14 protein-coding genes and 1 tRNA gene are annotated in these 21,566 nt (G+C 41.0%); 6 read left to right on the top strand and 9 right to left on the bottom strand.

Annotation, left to right across the window (positions count from 1 at the left end):
* Positions 1-11 precede the first annotated feature (11 nt).
* The 6 genes from ACO1XM_RS17585 to ACO1XM_RS17560 all read right to left on the bottom strand — a co-directional run bounded on the left by ACO1XM_RS17585 (position 12) and on the right by ACO1XM_RS17560 (position 6,502).
* Positions 12-998: an NAD-dependent epimerase/dehydratase family protein gene (locus tag ACO1XM_RS17585; protein WP_486231408.1), complete on the bottom strand. Its 987-nt coding sequence runs from the start codon at positions 996-998 to the stop codon at positions 12-14.
* Positions 998-1,726 carry a tyrosine-protein phosphatase gene (locus ACO1XM_RS17580; RefSeq protein WP_486231406.1) on the bottom strand — a complete coding sequence of 243 codons (729 nt, stop codon included), beginning with the start codon at positions 1,724-1,726 and terminating at the stop codon, positions 998-1,000. Before ACO1XM_RS17580 ends, ACO1XM_RS17585 begins: the two co-directional genes overlap by 1 nt.
* Positions 1,726-4,041, bottom strand: coding sequence for a polysaccharide biosynthesis tyrosine autokinase (locus ACO1XM_RS17575; RefSeq protein WP_486231404.1), 2,316 nt, complete (start codon positions 4,039-4,041; stop codon positions 1,726-1,728). Before ACO1XM_RS17575 ends, ACO1XM_RS17580 begins: the two co-directional genes overlap by 1 nt.
* 14 nt (positions 4,042-4,055) lie before the next feature.
* Positions 4,056-4,751, bottom strand: coding sequence for a polysaccharide biosynthesis/export family protein (locus tag ACO1XM_RS17570; protein ID WP_486231402.1), 696 nt, complete (start codon positions 4,749-4,751; stop codon positions 4,056-4,058).
* A 91-nt stretch (positions 4,752-4,842) separates the two neighbouring features.
* A complete protein-coding gene (rfbC, locus tag ACO1XM_RS17565; protein ID WP_486231400.1) occupies positions 4,843-5,400 on the bottom strand; it encodes a dTDP-4-dehydrorhamnose 3,5-epimerase in 558 nt (185 codons plus the stop codon).
* Positions 5,390-6,502: a glycosyltransferase family 4 protein gene (locus ACO1XM_RS17560; RefSeq protein ID WP_486231398.1), complete on the bottom strand. Its 1,113-nt coding sequence runs from the start codon at positions 6,500-6,502 to the stop codon at positions 5,390-5,392. Before ACO1XM_RS17560 ends, rfbC begins: the two co-directional genes overlap by 11 nt.
* 149 nt (positions 6,503-6,651) lie before the next feature.
* Here ACO1XM_RS17560 and hflX point away from each other — a divergent pair, with 149 nt between their 5' ends.
* The 3 genes from hflX to ACO1XM_RS17545 all read left to right on the top strand — a co-directional run bounded on the left by hflX (position 6,652) and on the right by ACO1XM_RS17545 (position 10,845).
* Complete coding sequence (gene hflX, locus ACO1XM_RS17555; RefSeq protein WP_486231396.1) at positions 6,652-7,860, top strand: GTPase HflX; 1,209 nt, start codon at positions 6,652-6,654, stop codon at positions 7,858-7,860.
* Positions 7,861-7,882: 22 nt separating this feature from the next.
* Positions 7,883-7,954, top strand: a tRNA-Arg gene (locus tag ACO1XM_RS17550).
* Positions 7,955-8,430: 476 nt separating this feature from the next.
* Positions 8,431-10,845 (top strand): DUF5686 and carboxypeptidase regulatory-like domain-containing protein, encoded by a 2,415-nt coding sequence (locus ACO1XM_RS17545; RefSeq protein WP_486231394.1) that lies wholly within the window; start codon positions 8,431-8,433, stop codon positions 10,843-10,845.
* 77 nt (positions 10,846-10,922) lie between these two features.
* Here ACO1XM_RS17545 and ACO1XM_RS17540 read toward each other — a convergent pair whose 3' ends face one another.
* Together ACO1XM_RS17540 and ACO1XM_RS17535 are read right to left on the bottom strand one after the other, a co-directional pair.
* Complete coding sequence (locus ACO1XM_RS17540) at positions 10,923-11,369, bottom strand: DUF6232 family protein (RefSeq protein WP_486231392.1); 447 nt, start codon at positions 11,367-11,369, stop codon at positions 10,923-10,925.
* Between the two features lie 353 nt (positions 11,370-11,722).
* A complete protein-coding gene (locus tag ACO1XM_RS17535) occupies positions 11,723-13,612 on the bottom strand; it encodes a CocE/NonD family hydrolase (protein ID WP_486231390.1) in 1,890 nt (629 codons plus the stop codon).
* Between the two features lie 158 nt (positions 13,613-13,770).
* Between ACO1XM_RS17535 and ACO1XM_RS17530 the strand changes: the two genes are divergently transcribed.
* Positions 13,771-14,115, top strand: coding sequence for an MmcQ/YjbR family DNA-binding protein (locus ACO1XM_RS17530; protein WP_486231388.1), 345 nt, complete (start codon positions 13,771-13,773; stop codon positions 14,113-14,115).
* Positions 14,116-14,132: 17 nt separating this feature from the next.
* Here ACO1XM_RS17530 and ACO1XM_RS17525 read toward each other — a convergent pair whose 3' ends face one another.
* Positions 14,133-15,035 (bottom strand): hypothetical protein, encoded by a 903-nt coding sequence (locus ACO1XM_RS17525; RefSeq protein WP_486231386.1) that lies wholly within the window; start codon positions 15,033-15,035, stop codon positions 14,133-14,135.
* A 257-nt stretch (positions 15,036-15,292) separates the two neighbouring features.
* Between ACO1XM_RS17525 and gltB the strand changes: the two genes are divergently transcribed.
* Both gltB and ACO1XM_RS17515 read left to right on the top strand, forming a co-directional pair.
* Positions 15,293-19,813 (top strand): glutamate synthase large subunit, encoded by a 4,521-nt coding sequence (gene gltB, locus ACO1XM_RS17520; protein WP_486231384.1) that lies wholly within the window; start codon positions 15,293-15,295, stop codon positions 19,811-19,813.
* Between the two features lie 38 nt (positions 19,814-19,851).
* Positions 19,852-21,315, top strand: coding sequence for a glutamate synthase subunit beta (locus tag ACO1XM_RS17515; RefSeq protein WP_486231382.1), 1,464 nt, complete (start codon positions 19,852-19,854; stop codon positions 21,313-21,315).
* The last annotated feature ends 251 nt before the right edge of the window (positions 21,316-21,566 follow it).

Raw genomic sequence — 21,566 nt, 5'->3', positions numbered from 1 at the left:
AATAGCAAATCCTACTTTTTAAGACTTATTTTTTGCCTATACTCCCCGCAACACCATGAAATAGTACTTTCAATCGATTGAAATTCAAGTGCTAAGGCTTTCTTTACCTTGGCATTGCTATAGGTAAAGTTTTTTCCCGCCAATTGGGCAGTTTCTTTGGTGATTAATGGCCTCGATCCTGTTAAAAAAGCGCGAAAAGCCTCAAATCTGGCGGCAATCTGAATCAGACTGCGATTTACCCGTATTGAAGGGGCTTTTTTCCCAAAGTGCGCTGCTGCCTTTGTGAAGAAATCGAGGTAAGAAATTGATTCTCCTGTCAGAATAAATCTTTCTGCTGTAATTGGTGAATCATACAGTTTTACAATGGCAGTGGCTACATCGCGCACATCTACTGCACTAAAGGACCCTGCAGTATAAAACGGCCGCTGCTGCCATGCATATTTAAAAAGTTGTGCACTGCTCTTGTCCCAATCGGTGGGCGCCAATATTACTGATGGGTTAACAATGATGGTATTGAGACCTTCTTCTTGTCCGCGCCACACCTCAAGTTCGGCCTGGTATTTTGAAGCCGCATAGTTGCTTACAATCGCACCCTCAATCCACTTGCTGGTTTCATCAATAAATTCTTGTCCTTTTTCTTTTCCTATGGCGGCCACAGAACTCACATGCAGCAGTCGCTTAATACCTGCTGCCAGACAGGCGTTTACCACATTGCGTGTACCCTCTACGTTGATTAATTTAATAATCTCTTCGTCTTGTTTGTGATAAGAAACTATAGCAGCAGCATGGATAACGCCTGTCGCTTTAGAAAATATTTCAATAAGTGCGTCTGGATCTGTTACATCGCCTTCTACCCATTGAATTGAATCATTGACATCTGAAAGGGATGTTACATCACTGTGCTTTCTGCGCATGGCCATAAAAGGCATGTTGGCTTCTATGAGTCTTCTCACCACGTAACTTCCCAGTAAACCATTAGCACCTGTAACTACAATCATTATAAAGAATAATTTAAAAGTGGTAGCGCCAATGCTTTGTTATAGTATTTAGTTTTTTGTGCGCGTTTCAAAATTTCTGCATGCTGCAGGTTATGACAATCGCTTCCCAACAGGTTTACAAATTTTTGATCAATTAAAAAGCGCGCCAGTTTTTCAACTTCAGGGCCGTATAATCCTGCCAGAGACATCGTATTAAGCTGCATAAGCACCCCACGTGATAATAAATCTTCGATCCTGTTTTTATTATTCAGTAGGTACATGTAGCGCTCCGGGTGTGCCATTACAGGTTTGTAACCTAAGGTTGTAATCTTAAAAATGAAATCATTCAGTATGAGTGGCTCTGAGAAGAAGTTTGTTTCAAAAAGCAGATGATTCTGGGAAAAGGTAAGCAGCTTAGCTTTTGCTTCTACTTGCTGCATCAACCACTCATCTAAATTATACTCAGCAATGGCAGACAGGGTCACCTCAATATTTTTTTCTTTCAGGTAATCTTTAAGCAGAGCCAATTTTTGTTGAATTGTCTCTGTACTGTTTCTGTACAATTCGTGTACATGCGGGCTGGTGATGAGTCTTGTAAAACCGAGTGCCTTAAGTTTAAGAATTACCTGCTCTGCTTCTTCCAGTGATTTTACGCCATCGTCAATTCCAGGTAAAAGATGTGAATGCACGTCTGTAGTAAACGCTGGCATCCAAACGGGCTCTTCTTTCTTTTTAAACCAATGAAACACTATCTGTTAAAAAAAATGGATTCAAAATATTTAGACTTCTTCTCTTCGTGATAATAGCCATAGCCATACGTTTGTGCAGTGGCCGGCAGTGCATTGAGGATAGCTGTTACGTTTGAGAAGTTATGCAAGGAGTTAATCCTTTTTAAATTGTGGAGAAACTCTTTCTTGGAATAATTGGCACGGAATAAATACACGCAAACGTCCGAACGCTTCATGGCCATAATACCATCTGTAACTATACCAACCGGTGGTGTGTCTATAATTACATAGTCGTACGCTTGTTTTAATTCCTGAATCAGTTTTTCAAATGCACCATTAACTAATAACTCAGAAGGATTTGGCGGATGAGGGCCAGCCGGTATAACATCAAAGTTAGCAACGGAGGTAGCCTGCACACATTCTTGCCATGTGTTTTTACTAATCAATACGCCACTAACACCCAGTGCTTTATTATTAAAGGGTGGTGGCTGGTCATCTTTTGGTTTGCGCATATCCAAATCGACAAGCACTACCTTTTTGTTGGACATAGCAATAACAGCCCCCAGGTTACGCGCGACAAAAGATTTACCTTCGCCTGATACGGTAGAAGAAATAGATATTACTTTCTGCACACCATTCACGTTGAAGAAATCCAGGTTGGTTCTCAGTGTACGAATGGATTCAGACACCATAGAGTGTGGCTGATTCTGAACGGGCAGATTATCCTTTCTTGAATTTCTGAAGGCCGGAATAATACCCAGAATAGGAACTTTGGCAATTCGCTCCAGCTCATGTACACTGGTGATCTTATCATCAATCAGGTATAATAAGCCAACAAAGAAAAATATAACGACAAGACTTGTCGTAAATCCGCCTACTGTGATCAAAAACCTGTTTGGCGAAATAGGCGTGACCGGCAAGGTTGCTGCTGATAGAATTTTAAAATCAGGAATGGTACCCGCCTGAGCAATTTCAAATTCAGAGCGCGATTGCATAAGGGTGAAATAAAACTCTTCATAAAGTTTATAGTAGCGTTGATTCTTACTGTACTCAGTGGCTTTATCCGGCATGGCGGCAAATTCTCTCTCTAATACTCTGCGCCTTGTGTCTGCTCTTTTTGCCTGATCACGTACAATTTTCTCTAACTCGGTTAACTGAATAACCAGTGCTTTTTCAGCAAACTCTATATCGCGCTTTAGTTCCTGGTATGCAAAGGTTGATTCCTTATAAGAAAGTTTTAATTCGTTCAGTGCCTCTCTCTTTTTTTGGTAGGCCAGAACATCTGCAACCACCTCCTGAGGTAATATTTCCTTATCTGTAAGACTTACATAACGCTCGGTCTGACCCTCTTTCAAATCTTCCTTCAATTTACGTATCAGTCGTAAGCGATTGTTAATTATAAAACTTGAGGTATCGAGCGTATTAATTTGTTCAACAGTTCTGCCAATATCAGCAGTAAGGTCCTGTGTTTTGTTTTTAAGCGTGAAGTCTTTAAAGTAATCTTCGTATTGAGCCATTTTTACCTCAATCTGTTCAAGCTCGTTGTTTACCCAATCAATCTTATGCTTGTTGGCAAAGTTTTTTTGTTCGTTGCTAAAACCCAGGTAAATGGTTACAATTTTATTAACAATGTCCATCGCTTTTTCAGGGCTAAACTCTTTAAAAGAAATGCGAATGGTATTTGCATTATAGTTTTTTGGCGTAACCATGAGCCGCTCTGTAAAGTACGATCGCAGGGCTTGTGCATTGTTCAGTGTAAAAGAGTAGGTGTTCTTAGCTTCGAATTCGTATCCGCTGGCATGTTCTACCATCACCTTAAAGCCAGGTGCCTGTGTAAGTTTTCCAAACTCACCATTTACTTTTTTACCGTCACTCAGTGTGATTTCAAATTGTGTTTCGGATTTTTTATCGATGGTTTGATTCTCGTTATAATATGATTTATCTACAGCGATTGGGATCACTTTGAAGGGTGCATTTTTATACAACTCATAATCCAGAAACTCACCTACGCTGTAATAGGAAACATCCAGTTTAAGGGAGTCAATTACCCGGCTTAAAAACAAATTTGATTGTATGAGTTCAATTTCTCCCGAAATCAGATTCAGGTTTTGATCCTCTATGATTTTGGTAATACCAAATTCATTGGCTTCATTGTTTACTTCAAGCTTTATTTCTGCATCAGCTTCGTAAACATTTTTAGTATACCGTATATAGAGATAGGCCGATAGATTACACAATAAAAAAAGCAGGAGCACCCAGAGCGTATTCTTGAGCAGAATAGCCTTGAGTTTAGAGAAATCAATTGTTTCCGTTTCGTTTGTAAATCCTTTGTCCATACAACCAGCCTTAACTACGGATTATTATTAGTTTGCAATGAAACTATTAATATGGCAACAATAGAGGTAGTGATTGATATAAGCTGCCCGTAGTCTCGTAAACCTTCCACAAATGGCCTGCGCACAGGTTCAACATACACAATATCTCCTGGCAAAACAGTCATATTACTTTTACGATAACTTTCAACCGTACTAAAATCGAGCAAGAATACATCATCGCCTCTTACCAACCTGATATTTTGCGCTTTCGAATCGATAGTAAAAGCCTTACTTAAGGCTAATACTTCCAGCACTGAGGTATTGTTAAAAGTAAGGGGCACCACCTGCCCTCCCGTTGAACCCAACACCACGACACGGTGTGACACACATTCAACAGTTACAAATGCGTTTTCGTAATACTTAGCAAATTCTTTCTGTAGCAACAATTCAGTTTCGCGAAGGGTTAAACCTGCTAGTTTTACCTCATTCAACATGGGTAGCTTGGCAACACCAAGCTGATCTAATTCGAAATCCTGATTCTTTACAAGACTTTGTGCTTGCACGGCATTGGATACACCCTGACGCATTAACAGATCATCAGGGTCGATAATACGTTCGCCATTTTTGGTAAAGACTTTAATTGAAATCTTATCAAAATTAGTAAGCACATACGCCTGATTTAGATTATCTGCGGCTTGTTTAATTGCCGAGGATTCGGATGTTTTAAACATAATGCTCTGCTTGTAGGAGCCACAAGAAGCAAATAATAACGAGACTAGCACTATGCAATAAAACGGTTTCAAAGGCACTTCGATTTAGCAGTTAAATTACTGAATTTCTGATTAACTCTTGTAACGGTGGGAGTTGCTTGTCTTTTTCGGAGATAATGGGTGCATCAAATGGCCAGTCTATGTGTAGATCGGGGTCATTCCAATGTATACCCTGCTCTGAAGCCTTATTATATATCTTACTGCATTTATAGAAAAAAATACTGTCTTCTAAGGCTGCTAAGCCATGTGCAAAGCCCTCAGGAACAAACAACTGGTTCTGTTTTTCAGCATCCAGCACAACGGAATAGGTCTTGGCAAATGTGGCCGATTCTCTTCTCAAATCAACAACTACATCAAGCACCTTACCTGAAATTACCCTGACTAATTTAGCCTGAGCATAGGGTGGAAGTTGGAAATGCAGGCCTCTGATAACGCCTTTTTGGGAAAATGACTGATTCTCCTGAACAAATTGTAGGTCTGGTGCAAAACTATTTAACCATTCTTCACGGTACGTTTCGAGGAAATGCCCTCTTTCGTCAGGAAAAAGCTTTGGAATGATCTGGATAAGACCGGCAAAGCCGGTTTCAATGAAGGAAACGTTAGGATACAACTTGTATGTTTTTCAGCTCAGCAAGATACTTGTTGATCACTAATTTTTCATCAAACTGAAGCTCCATTTTATTACGGCCATTCTGCCCAAATGTTTTAAGCCTCAAATCGTCCATGGCCTGCATCTGTATCATCTTATCGGCCAGGTCTTTTTCATCTTTAATCTTGCAGAGTAACCCATTAATGTCATTCTCTACTACATGGTTGCAGCCCGGAACGTTCGTAGCTATAATGGGTTTGGCAGAGCTGGCCGCCTCCAGCAGGGTTCTTGGTGTTCCTTCCCTGTAAGAAGGCAAAACCACACAATCAGCGTCATGAATGAATTGCCGAACATCGTTGGTTGTTCCCAGGTATTCAAAAGTGCCCTCCTCTATCCATTTAGCTATTGTTTCCGCTTTGATACCGCGCTTATGCTCGGGGTCAATGGCGCCCAGCACCTGGAATTTTGCCTTGACACCCTGTTGCTTGAAGCGTTTGATCGCATCTACATATTCCAACACACCTTTATCCGTAATTAATCTTGAGATCATTAGAAAGGTAAAGGTTTCGTTGCGCTGAAAATTAGCAGGTGTGAAATGTTGAAGGTTAATGCCTGATCCGGGAACAATGTCGGCTCTGTCTTCTGTAACAAGTTTTCTGGACACGAACAGCTTGAGGTCGTCAGGATTTTGAAAGAATATTTTTGAAGGATAACGGAAACTCAATTTATAAAGCCAAATAGCAATCTTGGAAACCAGGTTGTCTTTTAAGAAAACCGTGCCTAAACCACACACATTGTTTACAGAGGGTATACCCAGCATGGCCGCAGCAAGTGTGCCATATACATTTGGTTTTATAGTAAAATGAAGTATTACCTCTGGCTTCAGCTTACGATAAATTGACCATAATTCGATGAGCAGCCCCAGGTCTTTAATGGGATTCGCACCTCGACTATCCATTTTTACATTGTGGTGAATACTGCCAATTTCTGTGAGGAAATGCGTATAGTCATCAACAGGTGCAATGGTATGAACCTCATGCCCTTCTGCCAGCAAAGATTTGATAAAATTCAGCCTGAAATTGTAAATATTCCAGGAGGTATTTAAGACGACAGCAACTCTCATAGGGCTCGATCGCAGCAACAATTAATCGGTGGTCAGCCGAAAAAATCGTTAAAGCACTTTTATAGACATTAATACTACAAAACTAATAAAAAGTAACCTGAGGCGAAACCTCCTATCCTTTTTTTCCGTTTATTTCGCACCTTTTATAAATGACTGAAAAACAAAACATTGCAGTGCTGGTTGCTTTAGGTAACAGCAAACACCCGGAAATTGTTGAAGAGTATTTGCACGAACTGGCCTTTCTGGCTGAAACAGCCGGAATAAAAACAGGGAAAAGACTTATTCAAAACCTGGAAAAGCCTGATGGTAAATTCTTTATCGGGAAAGGTAAGTTGGAGGAATTGAAAGAATATGTGCGTGCCCTGTCTGCAAACCATGTGATTTTTGATGATGACCTCAGTCCTTCGCAACTTCGCAACCTGGAGAAAGAACTGAATCCGAAAGACGAAGAGGCCAAGGTGCGTATTTACGACCGTAGCTTATTGATACTGGATATTTTTCTTCGAAGGGCGCAGACCTCACAGGCGAGAACGCAGGTAGAACTAGCGCGCAACCAGTATTTACTTCCCCGACTTACCCGCATGTGGACTCACCTGGAGCGCCAACGGGGCGGAACAGGGACAAGGGGTGGTGCCGGTGAAAGAGAAATTGAAACAGACAGGCGTATTATCCGTGATCAGATTTCTTTGTTAAAGGAGAAACTGAAAAAAATTGAGAGTCAGCATGCCACACAACGCAAGGCTCGCCAAAACATAGTACGCGTTGCCATTGCGGGTTATACCAATGCCGGTAAATCTACCCTTATGAATTTACTCTCTGGGTCGGATGTACTGGCCGAGAATAAACTCTTCGCCACAGTAGATGCAACCGTAAGAAAAATCAATTTGGGCACTATTCCTTTTTTATTGTCGGATACTGTAGGTTTCATTCGCAAGTTGCCTCACCATTTGATTGAATCTTTTAAATCTACCTTAGATGAAGTAAGAGAGGCTGATATAATACTCCATGTGGTTGATGTATCGCATCCTTACCACGAAAACCATATTGAAGTAGTGTCCAAGACTTTGGCTGAACTCAATGCCGGTTCAATTCCGGTTGTACTGGTGTTGAATAAAGTAGATATGTTAAAAGAGCAGCGGCCAGAATTTGATGAAGAAGCGGCTAAGGGTTATTACCGGCAAATGGGCTTTGCGCAAATCATTTTTATTGCAGCCGCCAAAAAGCAGAACATAGCCGCACTAAAACAACTTCTATTTGAAGAGGTGAAAAAGAAACATCTCCAGTTTTATCCCAACTATATGGGAGATGGATATGAATTTTCATTTATTAATAATTCGGAAGCTGATCAAACCACATAGTTTTCTACTTTTGCATTTCAATGGTCTCATAGTTCAACGGATAGAATAGAAGTTTCCTAAACTTTTGATCCCAGTTCGATTCTGGGTGAGACTACTTATAGATCTTGCTTAAAAGACCAGCGTTGCTGGTCTTTTGCTTTTAATAACTGTTATGAAAGCTAACAGGCACGATAATCATATTTGAATAGCCTGATTCAAAATTCAAGTAGTACAATAGTAAGCTCATTTTAATGGATAATTACCAACCAAACCGAATTACTGATCGGCTATTCATAAAAAAATCAGGTCCCACACAATATAAGGTATGTTTATCCATTTATATGTATTGTTACGGTATGTGCAGTCAGGAGATACAATAAAGGTAAGTACACGCTGCGTGGAATGAATATTACAAAGTAAGTCATCTGATTGCTTTGGTAATGTAGGATGTTAGTAAAGCAACAAGCTTACCTGAGCAAAGTAATAAACTAACCATTCCTATATTCTTTGAGCCAGGATACTTGTAAATATCAACGACTGCTTTATTGCAGTGTTTTGCTCTGCTTATCCTTTCATGCTTTAAGCCAAAGCATGAGTGGTACCATTACAGATGAAAATAATCAGCCTGTTCCTTACGCTACCATTTTTATAAGAGAACTAAACTCGGGCACTACGTCCAATATGCAGGGTAAGTATTTTATATTAATGAATACCGGCATTTATCATGTTGCCATTTCATGTGTTGGTTATGAGTCGCAGGCCTTTGTTGTTACTGTAGCGGATACAGAGTTAGTTAAAAATATAAAACTTCAAACGTCCAGCACCCAACTCAATGAACTGGTCGTGAGAGCCAGCAGGCGTGATCCTGCCTTTGAAATCATACAATCCGTTATTGATAATAAGGAAAAGCATCTGACACAGGTTAAAAGTTACAAGACAAACATTTATGTGCGCGCCCTGGAACAATCCGATAAAAAGAAAAAAACAGCTCAACAAAATTCACCAGACGGAATTCCTAAAATAGATCCAACCAAAGATCCTGTAGAAGAAGCACGCAAACAGGAAGAAGCCAGGTTGATGCAAATCAATCTGGTAGAAATGCAGCTTACGCTCAATTATCAATTCCCCGAAAATTATAAAGAAGAACGAACCGCCTATAAATTATACGGCAGCAAGGAAGGGTTGTTTATTCCCATATTTAGTCAGGCGGATTTTAATTTCTATCATAACCTGGTAGACATGAAAGGTATCTCTGAAATTCCACTCATCTCCCCTATTAGTAGAACGGCTATTTTATCATACAAGTACAAACTGGACGCAGTGTTAAAAGAAAATGAAAAAGTAGTTTACAAAATAAAAGTAATTCCAAGAAAAAGCGGAGATGCTACCGTTAATGGTTATCTCTTTGTAAATGACAGCACCTGGAACATCAATCGCCTTGAGTTTACCATTGAAAAAGGAGGGCTAAAATTCTACGATCTCTTCACCATTAAACAAAATTATGAAGAGGTGAGTAAGGACTGGTGGATTCCGACACGACAAGAGTTTACCTATGAAACAAAAGCCAGTGGAAGAATTTTTAAAGGAAAAACCATTCTTGCTTATTCGAATTACGAAAAAGATGCCGTGTTTCCGCCACGCTTTTTTGGCAATGAGGTTTCTGTTATTACCAAAGATGCTTTTAAAAAAGATTCAAGCTATTGGAATCAGGCCAGACCGGAAGCACTTTCGGAAGACGAAAAAAAGTTGATCGCCATTCGCGATAGCATTGAAGCTGTCAGAAATAGTAAGCGTTACCTGGATTCTATCAATGCAAAATTCAATAAAATTACAGTCGGTGAAGTGATATACCATGGTGTTGGTTTCAGAAATGGTGAGAAGAAAAGTTCCGTTAATATTGCGTCATTGATAAGCCTTGTCGATTTTGCTGTTGTTGGTGGATTTAGAGTGGGCCCTTATGCCAATTATTTTCGCAGATATGAAAACGACAGAACCCTATGGGTGAATGGTGCTTTCAAAATGGGTTTAAAAAATAGAGACTTTCAGGGAAATGCAAACGCCTGGTGGCGGCATGATCCCTACCACCAGGGTGATCTAGGTGGAATTGTCGGAAGATCTTTTTACACCATTTATCCATTTGATGCTTATCTCAACCAATTGAAAATTGCCAATTATATTTTACATGAGCATGCTGATATCTTTTACAGGAGAGAGCTGTTCAATGGCTTTTATGTAAGATCGCAATGGGGCTTTGCCAATCGAAAGCCTATTGATTCATTAAATGCAACATCCATCATCGATGACATTTACGATCAGGGAGATCCACTGATTTTTAATAACTACCAGGCCTTTGTAACCAATACCACGTTATCTTATACGCCCGGACAACAATACATGACTGAGCCCACACGAAAGGTTGTGCTAGGCAGCAAGTATCCTACCCTTATTTTTAATCACAGAAAAGGTTGGAATTACATTTTCGGAAGCGATGTTAATTTTGACTACATCGATTTTTCTATTCAGCAAAATTTACTCTTAGGTACACTCGGTGATTCCCGGTACACCCTTCAAGCAGGAAGGTTTGTTAACACCAAAGAGCTTCCTGACATTGATGTAAAACGTTTCAGACAATCGGATCCCTTTCTATATTCTGAGCCACTACACTCTTTTCAATTATTAGACACCTCTCTTACCACAACCAATTGGTTTTTAGAGGCACACTACATCCATCATTTCAACGGAGCCATGATCAACAATATTCCCTTGATCAAAAAAACAAAAATCAGAACGGTAGCCGGTGCAGGCGCTATGTGGATAAAGGATAGTAATTATCGTCACCAGGAAATTTTTGCAGGCTTGGAACGTATTTTTAAACTCGGGCCAAGAAGGAGATTGCGTTTAGGCGTTTATGGCATTCTCGGTCAGTCTAACAGTTTAGCACCTACATCAGATTTTAAAATATCGTTTGATATTATTGATACCTGGAAACTGGATTGGAGTTATTAAAGACTGAGGCCAAAAGTCAAATTTATTTCCAAAAAAAAACCGGAGCACTCCGGTTTTTTTTATTTTATACTGACTGTTTAGAATCTCCACCGCTCCAAAGCCTTGCTAAGTGCTTCGTGTATCATGGCGATGTATGCTCTTTCTTTACTGACAACCACTTCCTTCTCTCCTTCTGCTGTTACAATTTGTACACCATACTTTTCCTTTTCAATGATCAGAAAAATAATGCCCGCCAAAAATAGCATGGCACCAAAGATCAATGAAAGCAAACGTGCTGTCAGTACGTATTCACCTACTTGCAAATTTTGTATGGCATTAACAGGCGTTAGGTTAAAAACACCCAAAGCCAAAAAGACAAGACCCAGTGCGAGCATCACAAGCACCGGAATGCGCCTGGGTGGAATTACCCTGAAATCGTGCCGGATGATTCCCTCTAAGTGATACAAGCTCTTATTCACTTTAAAAGTCGAATCCGTAACAGTGATCTTATGACCATCTGTATACAATAGTTTTTCCGTATTCATAGCATACTGGTTTTACTGTTTAAACGATGCACGAAATATTGCGGATGAGTTGCGAGGCACTTGCATCTTTAAACGGCTTATTTTTATTGACGAACTGCTGATTACAACGAGGACTGTAAGTGTTAAATCCTAGTAAAAAGATGGTTTCTGTGCGGATATTAAGAAAACTTATAATTAATGAGATGCGCTATGATCAAACAAAAAGATCAGGAGTGAATTTCTCACTACTGATCCTTTCAATAGCAAATGCGTCAGACCGATGTATTCTTCAGCAATCATCGGTCAGACGCATGTATACTCTTTAGCATTACCGTAAATAGAAACGGGTGTTACTTAAAATCAATTAGCGGCTACTACTTCTTTTTTACAATAGGCAAACGGATGCTGCTTAAATATTTTGCTGCGTGATGCACACTGTTCGTTGCCACTTTTGCTTCCGATTCATCATAGTTATTCCCGCCTGTATTTAAGTTTCTGTCGAAGCGTGGAAAGTTACTGCTCGACACTTCAATACGAATGCGATGTCCTTTCTCAAAATAATTGCTAGTGGACATGGGTGTTAAGTCCACTTTATACACCTGGCCAGCCTGCATAAATACTTCTTTTGTATAACCCTCACGATAACGGACTCTTTGAATAGTTTCATCGAGGTTATATGCCTTACCATCCGGATATACATCAATCAGCTTGATCGTAAAATCAGTATCTTTCACATCAGAAGATATATAAAGTGTAGACTCAATAAATCCGCTTACCTCTATTCCTTCTGCAAGCGGTTCACTGGTATACACCAATATGTCATCGCGTTTCTCCATTTCCTGCTGATCGAACGATCCGCCCTGCACTGCATTTCCAGTACAGCATACGTTGCCTCCATACGACATCACAGGATTCATGGGATCATACTTAAAAGTATCCGGATTATCTTTTGTTGGTTTTTTCGTACTCAAGGTTCCGTTACCTGTACCTGTGTTTGCTTTCCCCTGACTGTTTAAATAGTAAGTCGTCATCACTGCATTTTCAGGTGGCCAGGTATCAGCACTTTGCCATTGGTTACTCCCCATAGTAAAGTACTTTACCTTAGGCATTTTTTTCAAGGCATCTTTTGATTCACCCTTTAGCCATACATCAAACCAGCCATAAACAAGTTCGCTGTAATTAAGACGTGCATCACCAACACTACGCTCACCCACAATGGTATTTTCAGTTGCTCTTGTATAAGCACAATGCAAAGTGGGTGCAATTACTAAATATTGATTGTCGCGTACAGCTGCATCTTTCGCATTATTACGCACATGATTATATAAGGCAAGATTAGGACTGCTAGAAACATCGTACCATGACACAAACCAGAAACTTGGTGTGTTAAAAGGCATGTCGTCATGATACAGCCCGCCTTTATACCAGGCCGAATCGTTAGGTGTTCTCCGTATCATGTCTTCGTAAATGCCTTTGGGTCCATTTACATTTTTAATAATATCCTGCACTGGTAAATGTTTCAAACCTACAGACCAATCTACTTTTGGGTAACGTGGTGCCATATCGTAGAAACGTTGTATACGCTGCAAATCCTCTTGTGTAATATTTGAAGGCAAGGAAGGTTTAAACTCATCGTGTTGCGTACCATACAACCAGGCAGTAAATAACATTTGTTGTGCACCGCCTCTGAACCAGTTACCTTGCTCATAGTATTTACCAATGCGACCCACGCCTGCACCAAAACCTTGCGGCACCATAGCAGCCAGGTTAGGATGCTCAAGCGCAGCAATCGCCATTTGCCATTCTGCCGTTGATGAACAACCCAGGGTTCCGATCTTTCCGTTGCTCCAGCTTTGTGCTGCCATCCAGGTAAAGGCATCATAGCCATCCGTAGTAGGTGTACCCAGAATATCCCATTCTCCTTCTGAGAAAAAGCGACCACGTTCATTTTGTACTACGTAGGCATACCCTTTCTGCACCGCTTCCAAAGCAGTTTGCAAGGTCCGTGTTACCAACTCACCATCGCGGTAGCTGTTAAAATTATAGGGGGTACGTGAAAATATTATCGGATACTTTCCCTCACCTTTCGGTCGGTAGATGTCGGTTGAAAGACGTACGCCATCACGCATCGGCATCATTACTTTCTGATCGATAACGGCTACTTTCTTAAGTTCTTCCAGTACATTCGTATTGTCTTGTGCATATCCGTTAATTAAGCATAGCAAGAATAGCAGGAAGGCAAGCATTAGTTTAGGTTTCTTCATAACATCGACTTGGTTGGAAATTGAAGTTAAATGATTGATCTTGATATGTATTGGAAATTAGATGATCGGTCAATGGCTTCTGTAGCGTTTACTTATTTGTATGTAGGTTTATGCGGAAACATCCTTTTCAAAGTATAAACAGAACAATGGTTTAAAATATGGTAAAAATTAATTCCGTGAGAAAACTGGCGCTTTCATTTCCGGAAGCCACAGAAATGCCACATTTTGAAAAGACTTCATTCAGGGTGAAAGCAAAGATATTTGCTACCTACGATCAGAAAAATGAAAGACTTTGCATTAAACTTTCTGAAGTTGATCAGCACGTGTTTTCCTCAGCTGACAAAACAATCATTTATCCATTAGACAATAAATGGGGTAAGCAAGGCTGGACCTTAATTGAAATGAAAAAGGTGCGGAAAGATTTACTTGCGGATGCTTTAACTACGGCCTATTGTGAAGTGGCTCCAAAAAAACTGGCTGAACAAGTAAGGCCTAAAGATTAAGAGGCTGCGTAATTGATTTAATCAATCATGCCATCCAGCCAGTGAATAATGTTTAAGAGCAATTGCATATTCTGCGAAGCACTTTTCTCATTCATTCCAATTTTACTATTGCCTTGGCGCTGTGCCGTAAACATAGCCGCTTCACCAAACACCACAATTCTACCCTTACCAAATTTCATATAAGCACCCTGCACAAGGTCTTCACCTGATATTGAAGATGTTTTTTTATCAAACTCCCAGGCAACCTCCGGTATTTTAACTTGATATTTACTATTCAATGCAATAATCGCTTGTGCAGTTTCAGGAACTTTAAATCCCTGACCTGTAAAAGTCTGCACAGCAGTAACAGACTCTTCTTCGTTGCGACCCTGTGTTATACTACTTTTCACTAGTCCATCATCGCTAGTAAAAATATCCTTGCCTCCGTTTTTCATGGCAAAACCATTGATGAACGTTACATCAAAAGCCTTGGCAAGTTTTTCAGCGGCTCCCGGAAAAGGCATGTGATCCGCTATCAAAAATAATGAGCCACCATCTTCTACCCATTTTTTTATCACTTCAATCTCTTCATCTGTAAAAGCAGAGGGTGTTGGCAACGTCCAACGTTGCTGGTTAGAAGTATGCAAAGCATTCGCAATCACAAAAATTTTAGCTGAATCCAGATTTTCTCTTGAAACAAGTTGTGTGCCCCTTTCAACCCTGTAACCATCCTGTTCCAGCACGCGGGTAAAAGGAAGGTAGCGTCCGTGCATGGTGTGAAAGTTATGATGTGCTTCATCAATCCTCACTACAGATCCTGTTCCTCTTTGATAAGCGGGATTTATAATCGTAGGCTTGAACAAAGTGTCAGCCAATTGTTGTGCGTTTGCCGAAAGTGAACAAAGCACCATCAGCTTTAATACCAGCGCTTTTACTTGCATGAAAGTAATTTAACACTATTCTACAACATTATAAAATCCTCAATGCTGGATGAGTTGATTTCAAATTTGAAATTTCAAATTTAAAATCAACCCCATGACTATGCTAAACAAGGGTTACTGTCTCCAACACAAACGTTTTCGCTACTGATCGTTAGTTTGTTTTTAAATCTTTTTATAACACTTTTTTCTCAACGATCAGGATGGGATTCTTTGATTCATTAAATTGACTGTCTTACGTCAACCTTAACTTCAAAGAATTGTCATCAGCAGGATTGTATCACGAAAGTTTTGAACACGACTCATGTGGTGTTGGATTTATTGCCAATGTTAAAGGGCATAAGTCGCATCAGATTATAAGCGATGCACTTACCATGTTAGAACGCATGGAGCACAGAGGTGCTTGTGGCTGCGAACCCAACACGGGTGATGGCGCAGGCATTTTAATACAAGTGCCACATGAATTCTACAGCAGCGAATGTCGTAAGCTTGGTTTTAAGTTACCTTCATTCGGTAACTACGGGGTAGGGCTCATTTTTTTTCCACGCGATGCAAAAGTGCGTGAAGAGTGTCGCACGGTGCTTAGCAGACAAATCAAAAAAATGAAAATGCAGTTGTTGGGCTATCGCACGCTCGAAACCAGCAACGAAGCATTGGGAGAAACTGCACTTCAGTCAGAACCCGTAATGGAGCAGATCTTTATCAAAAGACTGGATGATGGTACTCATGCGGATGATTTCGAACGTAAACTTTTTATTCTTAGAAAATATGTCACGCAATTAATAACGGAGTCTGTAAAAGGTGTCGATAATCAATTTTATTTCTCATCGCTATCTTATAAAACGATTTCGTACAAGGGCATGCTCATGTCAGGCCAACTGCGTTACTATTTTCATGACCTGGAAAATGAAGAAGTGGTTTCTGCACTTGCGGTAATCCATTCTCGTTTCTCAACTAACACCTCCCCTTCCTGGAGATTAGCACAGCCCTTCCGTTATATCGCACATAATGGAGAAATTAATACTGTGCAGGGCAATATCAATTGGTTAAAAGCCAAAGAAACATTTTTCTCTTCACCTTATTTTACCCGTGAAGAGTTGGACATGATTTTACCGATTTGTAATCCCAAACAATCGGACTCTTCCAACCTCGACAATACCATTGAATTACTCGTGCATGCCGGCCGCTCCTTACCGCACGTGATGATGATGCTCATTCCTGAAGCCTGGGACGGCAATGAAGCGATGAGTCGGGAGAAAAAAGATTTTTACGAATACCACGCTAATTTGATGGAACCCTGGGATGGTCCCGCTTCCATCACGTTTACTGATGGAAAAATTGTGGGCGCTACACTCGACAGAAACGGACTTCGTCCATCGCGTTTTATTGTTACCGATGATGACATGGTGATCATGGCATCAGAAGTGGGTGTCTTAGACATTGATACTGCCAGAGTCATTTCCAAAGGTCGTTTGCAACCGGGTAAAATGTTTGTGGTTGATTTGGAGAAAGGCCGTATTATCAGTGATGATGAATTAAAAAAAGAAATTTGCACACTCCAACCCTATGGAAAATGGCTGAAAGAAAATAAAGTAAGACTTATAGACCTGCCTGAGCCCGGAGGAAGTTTTCACAAATACGATCCTGTTACCTTCTTAAAACGACAGATCTCTTTCGGCTACACCTCGGAAGACATCCGCACCATTCTGTTACAAATGTGTGAAACGGGCAAGGAAGCGATCGGCTCCATGGGAAATGATACACCACTGGCTGTACTGTCCAATCAGGCACAACATTTATCCAATTACTTCAAGCAGCTTTTTGCACAAGTTACCAACCCACCGATTGATTCCATTCGCGAACGTTTGGTGATGTCACTTGCTTCGCATGTAGGGGGTTCGTTGAATCTGCTGGAAGAATCACCCGAGCATTGCATTACACTCGAATTACCAACGCCCATCCTGACCAATACTGAGTTAGAAAAAATCAGGTACATCGATCATCGCCATCTTCAAACCAAAACCATCTACACCTATTTTCGTGCCGATGGCAAAGCGGGTTCGCTGGAAAATGGTCTCAATCGCGTTTGTCAATATGTAGAGGATGCCATTGAAGATGGTTTTACTATTATTATACTTTCTGACCGAAGCTTCGACAGTGGTCATGCGCAAATCCCTTCGCTACTCGCTGTTGCCGCAGTACATCACGATCTGATTCGCAAAGGGCTGCGTGGTAAAGTTGGTTTGTTAGTTGAGGCGGGCGATGTATGGGAGACACATCATTATGCAACGTTGATTGGTTATGGCGCCTCTGGTGTTAATCCTTATCTCGTGTACCAGACTATACACGATATGAAGAAACAAAATCTGTTAAAAAATGATTTGACAGAAGAGAAAGCAATCTATAACTATAAAAAAGCAGTAGGTGGTGAGTTGCTAAAAATCATGAGCAAAATGGGCATCAGCACGCTACAATCTTACCATGGTGCACAGATATTTGAGGCGCTGGGCATTCATCAAAGTGTTATCACCCACTACTTCACCGGAACTGTTTCCCGTATTGGCGGTTTAACGCTGGATGATATTGCGAAAGAGGCATTGGTAAAACATCAGTTGGCCTTTCCAAAAAATTATGGTACGCAACCAAAATTGGAAGTGGGAGGCGTCTACCAATGGAAACAAAGAGGAGAAGCGCATTTGTTTAATCCTCAGACCATACACTTGCTGCAGCAATCCACCAGAACAAAAGATTATTCACTTTTCAAAAAGTATACAGCACTCATCAATGAGCAAAGTGAAAAAGCCATTACCCTGCGTAGCATTTTAAAATTCAAAAAAGGAAAATCTATACCCATCGATGAAGTAGAATCAAAAGAAAACATTTTTAAACGCTTCGCTACGGGCGCTATGTCTTTCGGTTCCATTTCGCATGAAGCACACAGCACACTGGCGATTGCCATGAATCGCATCGGTGGTAAAAGTAATTGTGGTGAAGGTGGTGAAGAAGAAAGTCGTTTCTATAAAAAAGAAAATGGTGATTGGGAGAACTCAGCCATTAAACAAGTAGCCTCTGGTCGGTTTGGTGTTACCAGCAACTATCTGACGCACGCTAAAGAATTGCAGATAAAAATGGCGCAAGGCGCCAAGCCGGGTGAAGGCGGGCAATTGCCCGGTCATAAAGTAGATGATTGGATTGGTCGTGTGCGTCATGCCACTCCCGGTGTTGGTTTAATCTCTCCACCACCACATCACGACATTTATTCAATAGAAGATCTAGCCCAACTCATTTTCGATTTAAAAAATGCCAATCGCGAAGCGCGCATAAGCGTTAAGTTGGTAAGTGAAGCTGGCGTTGGCACGATCGCTTCTGGTGTAGCCAAAGCACATGCGGATGTCATTCTTATTTCCGGCCACGATGGTGGTACAGGTGCTTCTCCACTCAGCTCCATTCGTCATGCTGGTTTGCCCTGGGAATTAGGTTTAGCCGAAGCACATCAAACATTAGTAAAAAATAAATTGCGTGGACGTGTTGTGCTACAAACCGATGGACAAATACGAACCGGACGAGATTTAGCCATTGCTGCTTTACTTGGTGCTGAAGAATGGGGTGTTGCTACTGCGGCACTTGTAACCACAGGCTGCATTATGATGCGCAAGTGTCATTTGAATACGTGCCCCGTTGGTGTGGCAACGCAGAACAAAGAACTGCGTGCCTTGTACACCGGCAAGCCTGAACATGTGGTAAACCTCTTCGAATTTCTGGCTGAAGAACTGAGAGAGCTAATGGCTGAACTCGGTTTCAGAACAGTAGACGAAATGGTTGGACAGAGTGATCGTTTAGCATTACGTGAATCGAATCAGCATTGGAAAAGTAAGCATCTTGATCTTTCACCTTTATTGTTTAAGCCCGCAGTACAATTAGACACTGCTATCTTCCAGCAAGAAGCACAAGATCATAACATCGAAGATGTGCTGGACAGAAAACTAATCACTGCGGCACAGCCTGCCTTACTGAAGGGTGAAAGTGTGGCTGAAGAATTTGTTATCACCAACCAGGATCGTTCCGTGGGTGCGATGCTCTCGAATGAAGTATCAAAAATTTATAAAGGAAAAGGATTACCTGATGATACACTCCAGTTTTCATTTACAGGTACCGCAGGACAAAGTTTTGGTGCCTTTACAACACATGGCATTACTTTTAAACTAGCAGGTGATGCCAATGACTATTTTGGTAAAGGACTTTCCGGCGCTAAACTGATTTTACATCCAAATAAAAAATCAAAATACAACGCTGCAAAAAATATTATCGTAGGCAATGTTGCTTTCTTCGGTGGCACTTCCGGTGAAAGTTACATCAATGGCATGGCGGGCGAACGTTTTGCTGTGCGCAACTCTGGTGTACGCGTTGTAGTAGAAGGTGTAGGTGATCATGGTTGTGAATACATGACTGGTGGTGTAGTGGTGGTGCTGGGAGAAACCGGTAGGAACTTTGCAGCCGGGATGAGTGGTGGTGTGGCCTATGTATGGGATGTGAATAAACACTTTGTCAAGAACTGCAATATGGAAATGGTATTACTCGATACACTGGAATCAGATGATGAAGTACTGTTGAAAAAAATTATTCAGACGCATGCGAATTATACCAACAGCACTGTTGCTGCGCATATTCTCAGTTATTGGTCAACTGCCTTTAAACAATTTGTAAAAGTAATGCCAGTCGAGTACAAAGCTGTTTTAGAAAAGCAAAAGCTTACTGGGAAGGTTAAACAAGCAACGAATTAAAATAAATACATCAGGTATTCTATTCAAATCATTTTAACATGGGGAAACCAACAGGATTTTTAGAAGAAGACAGAGCGCTGCCGAAAAAACGCGATCCAAAGGTTCGTGTAAAAGATTATAATGAAGTTGATGGTGCACTGGATTTCGGTATCACCAACAAGCAGGCCTCCCGTTGTATGGATTGCGGCACACCCTTCTGTCATAGTGGTTGTCCGTTGGGTAACATCATACCAGAATTTAATGATGCTGTTTACCAGGAGAACTGGCGACTTGCTTACGAAATTTTAGTTTCCACCAATAACTTTCCTGAATTTACAGGCAGAATTTGCCCCGCACCCTGCGAGGCATCCTGTGTGTTAGGCATTAACAAACCTGCTGTTGCTATTGAATACATTGAGAAGTCAATTATTGAAAAAGCCTTTGAAGCCGGTTATGTAAAGCCACGTATTCCTGCTAACCGAACGCATAAAACTGTAGCCATCATCGGCTCCGGACCAACAGGTCTGGCTGCCGCAGCGCAATTGAATTATGCGGGGCATACCGTAACTGTATTCGAACGTGCCGATGAAGTAGGCGGTTTGTTGCGTTATGGTATTCCGGATTTTAAACTGGATAAGCTTGTGCTCACCCGAAGAATCAAATTGATGATGGAAGAAGGTGTGAAGTTTCAAACCAATACAAACATCGGTGTAAACTATGCTGTCGATCAACTCTTTGATAACTTCGATGCTATATTACTTTGTGTAGGCTCCACTGTACCGAGAGATTTACCCTTACCGGGTCGACAGTTGAAGGGCGTACATTTTGCAATGGATTTTTTAACACAACAAAACCGAAGAGTGTCAGACAAAGCTGTGAAAGAAGAAGTACTGTTGGCTACAAACAAAAATGTGGTGGTGATTGGTGGTGGCGATACAGGTTCTGATTGCGTGGGCACCTCTAACCGACAGGGTGCAAAGTCAGTAACACAACTTGAGATTCTGAATAAGCCCCCACAAGAAAGAACTGCCGCCATGCCATGGCCGAACTGGCCAACGATATTACGAACTTCAACCTCGCATGAAGAAGGGTGTGAGCGCCAGTGGAGTATTGTGAGTAAAGAATTTATAGGTGATGAACAAGGTCAGCTTAAAGGTATTAAAGTAGCCGATGTAGTGATGAAAACGAATCCAGGTTCAGCGCCCACCTTTGAAGAAGTGCCGGGAAGTGAAAAAATAATTCCTTGCGAGCTTGCTTTACTGGCTATGGGCTTCTTGCATCCACAACATCACGGACTACTTGATCAGTTAGGCCTTGAGTACGATGAGCGCGGCAATGTTAAAGGTAGAAATTTCAAGACCTCAAAAGAAAAAGTATTTGCCGCTGGCGATTGCCGCAGAGGACAAAGTCTGGTGGTATGGGCCATCAGCGAAGGACGTGAAGCTGCCAGAGCGATTGATGAAAGCCTGATGGGCAAATCAAATTTAGAAGCGAAAGAGAAAGGAATCTTGAGTGTAGTGTAGTTGATGGGTTGATGTGCTAATGTGATGATATGCTGATGTGCTAATTCGTTGATTAAAGAATTAAATAAAATATACACGTCATTGCAAGGAGTTAGCGTTTGGTTGTGCGCTGGCATGACGAAGCAATCTGAGTTGATGTGCTGATGTGTTAATTCGTTGATTGAAGAAATCAAAAAAATGTTCTTATAGTTAAATTTGAATTTCCCATGCTTCATCACAGCATGCTCAGACAAGGCATTATGCTATCTTCG

It is taken from the genome of Chryseotalea sp. (assembly GCF_057350905.1).
This window is presented reverse-complemented; position numbering and strand designations above follow the sequence as displayed.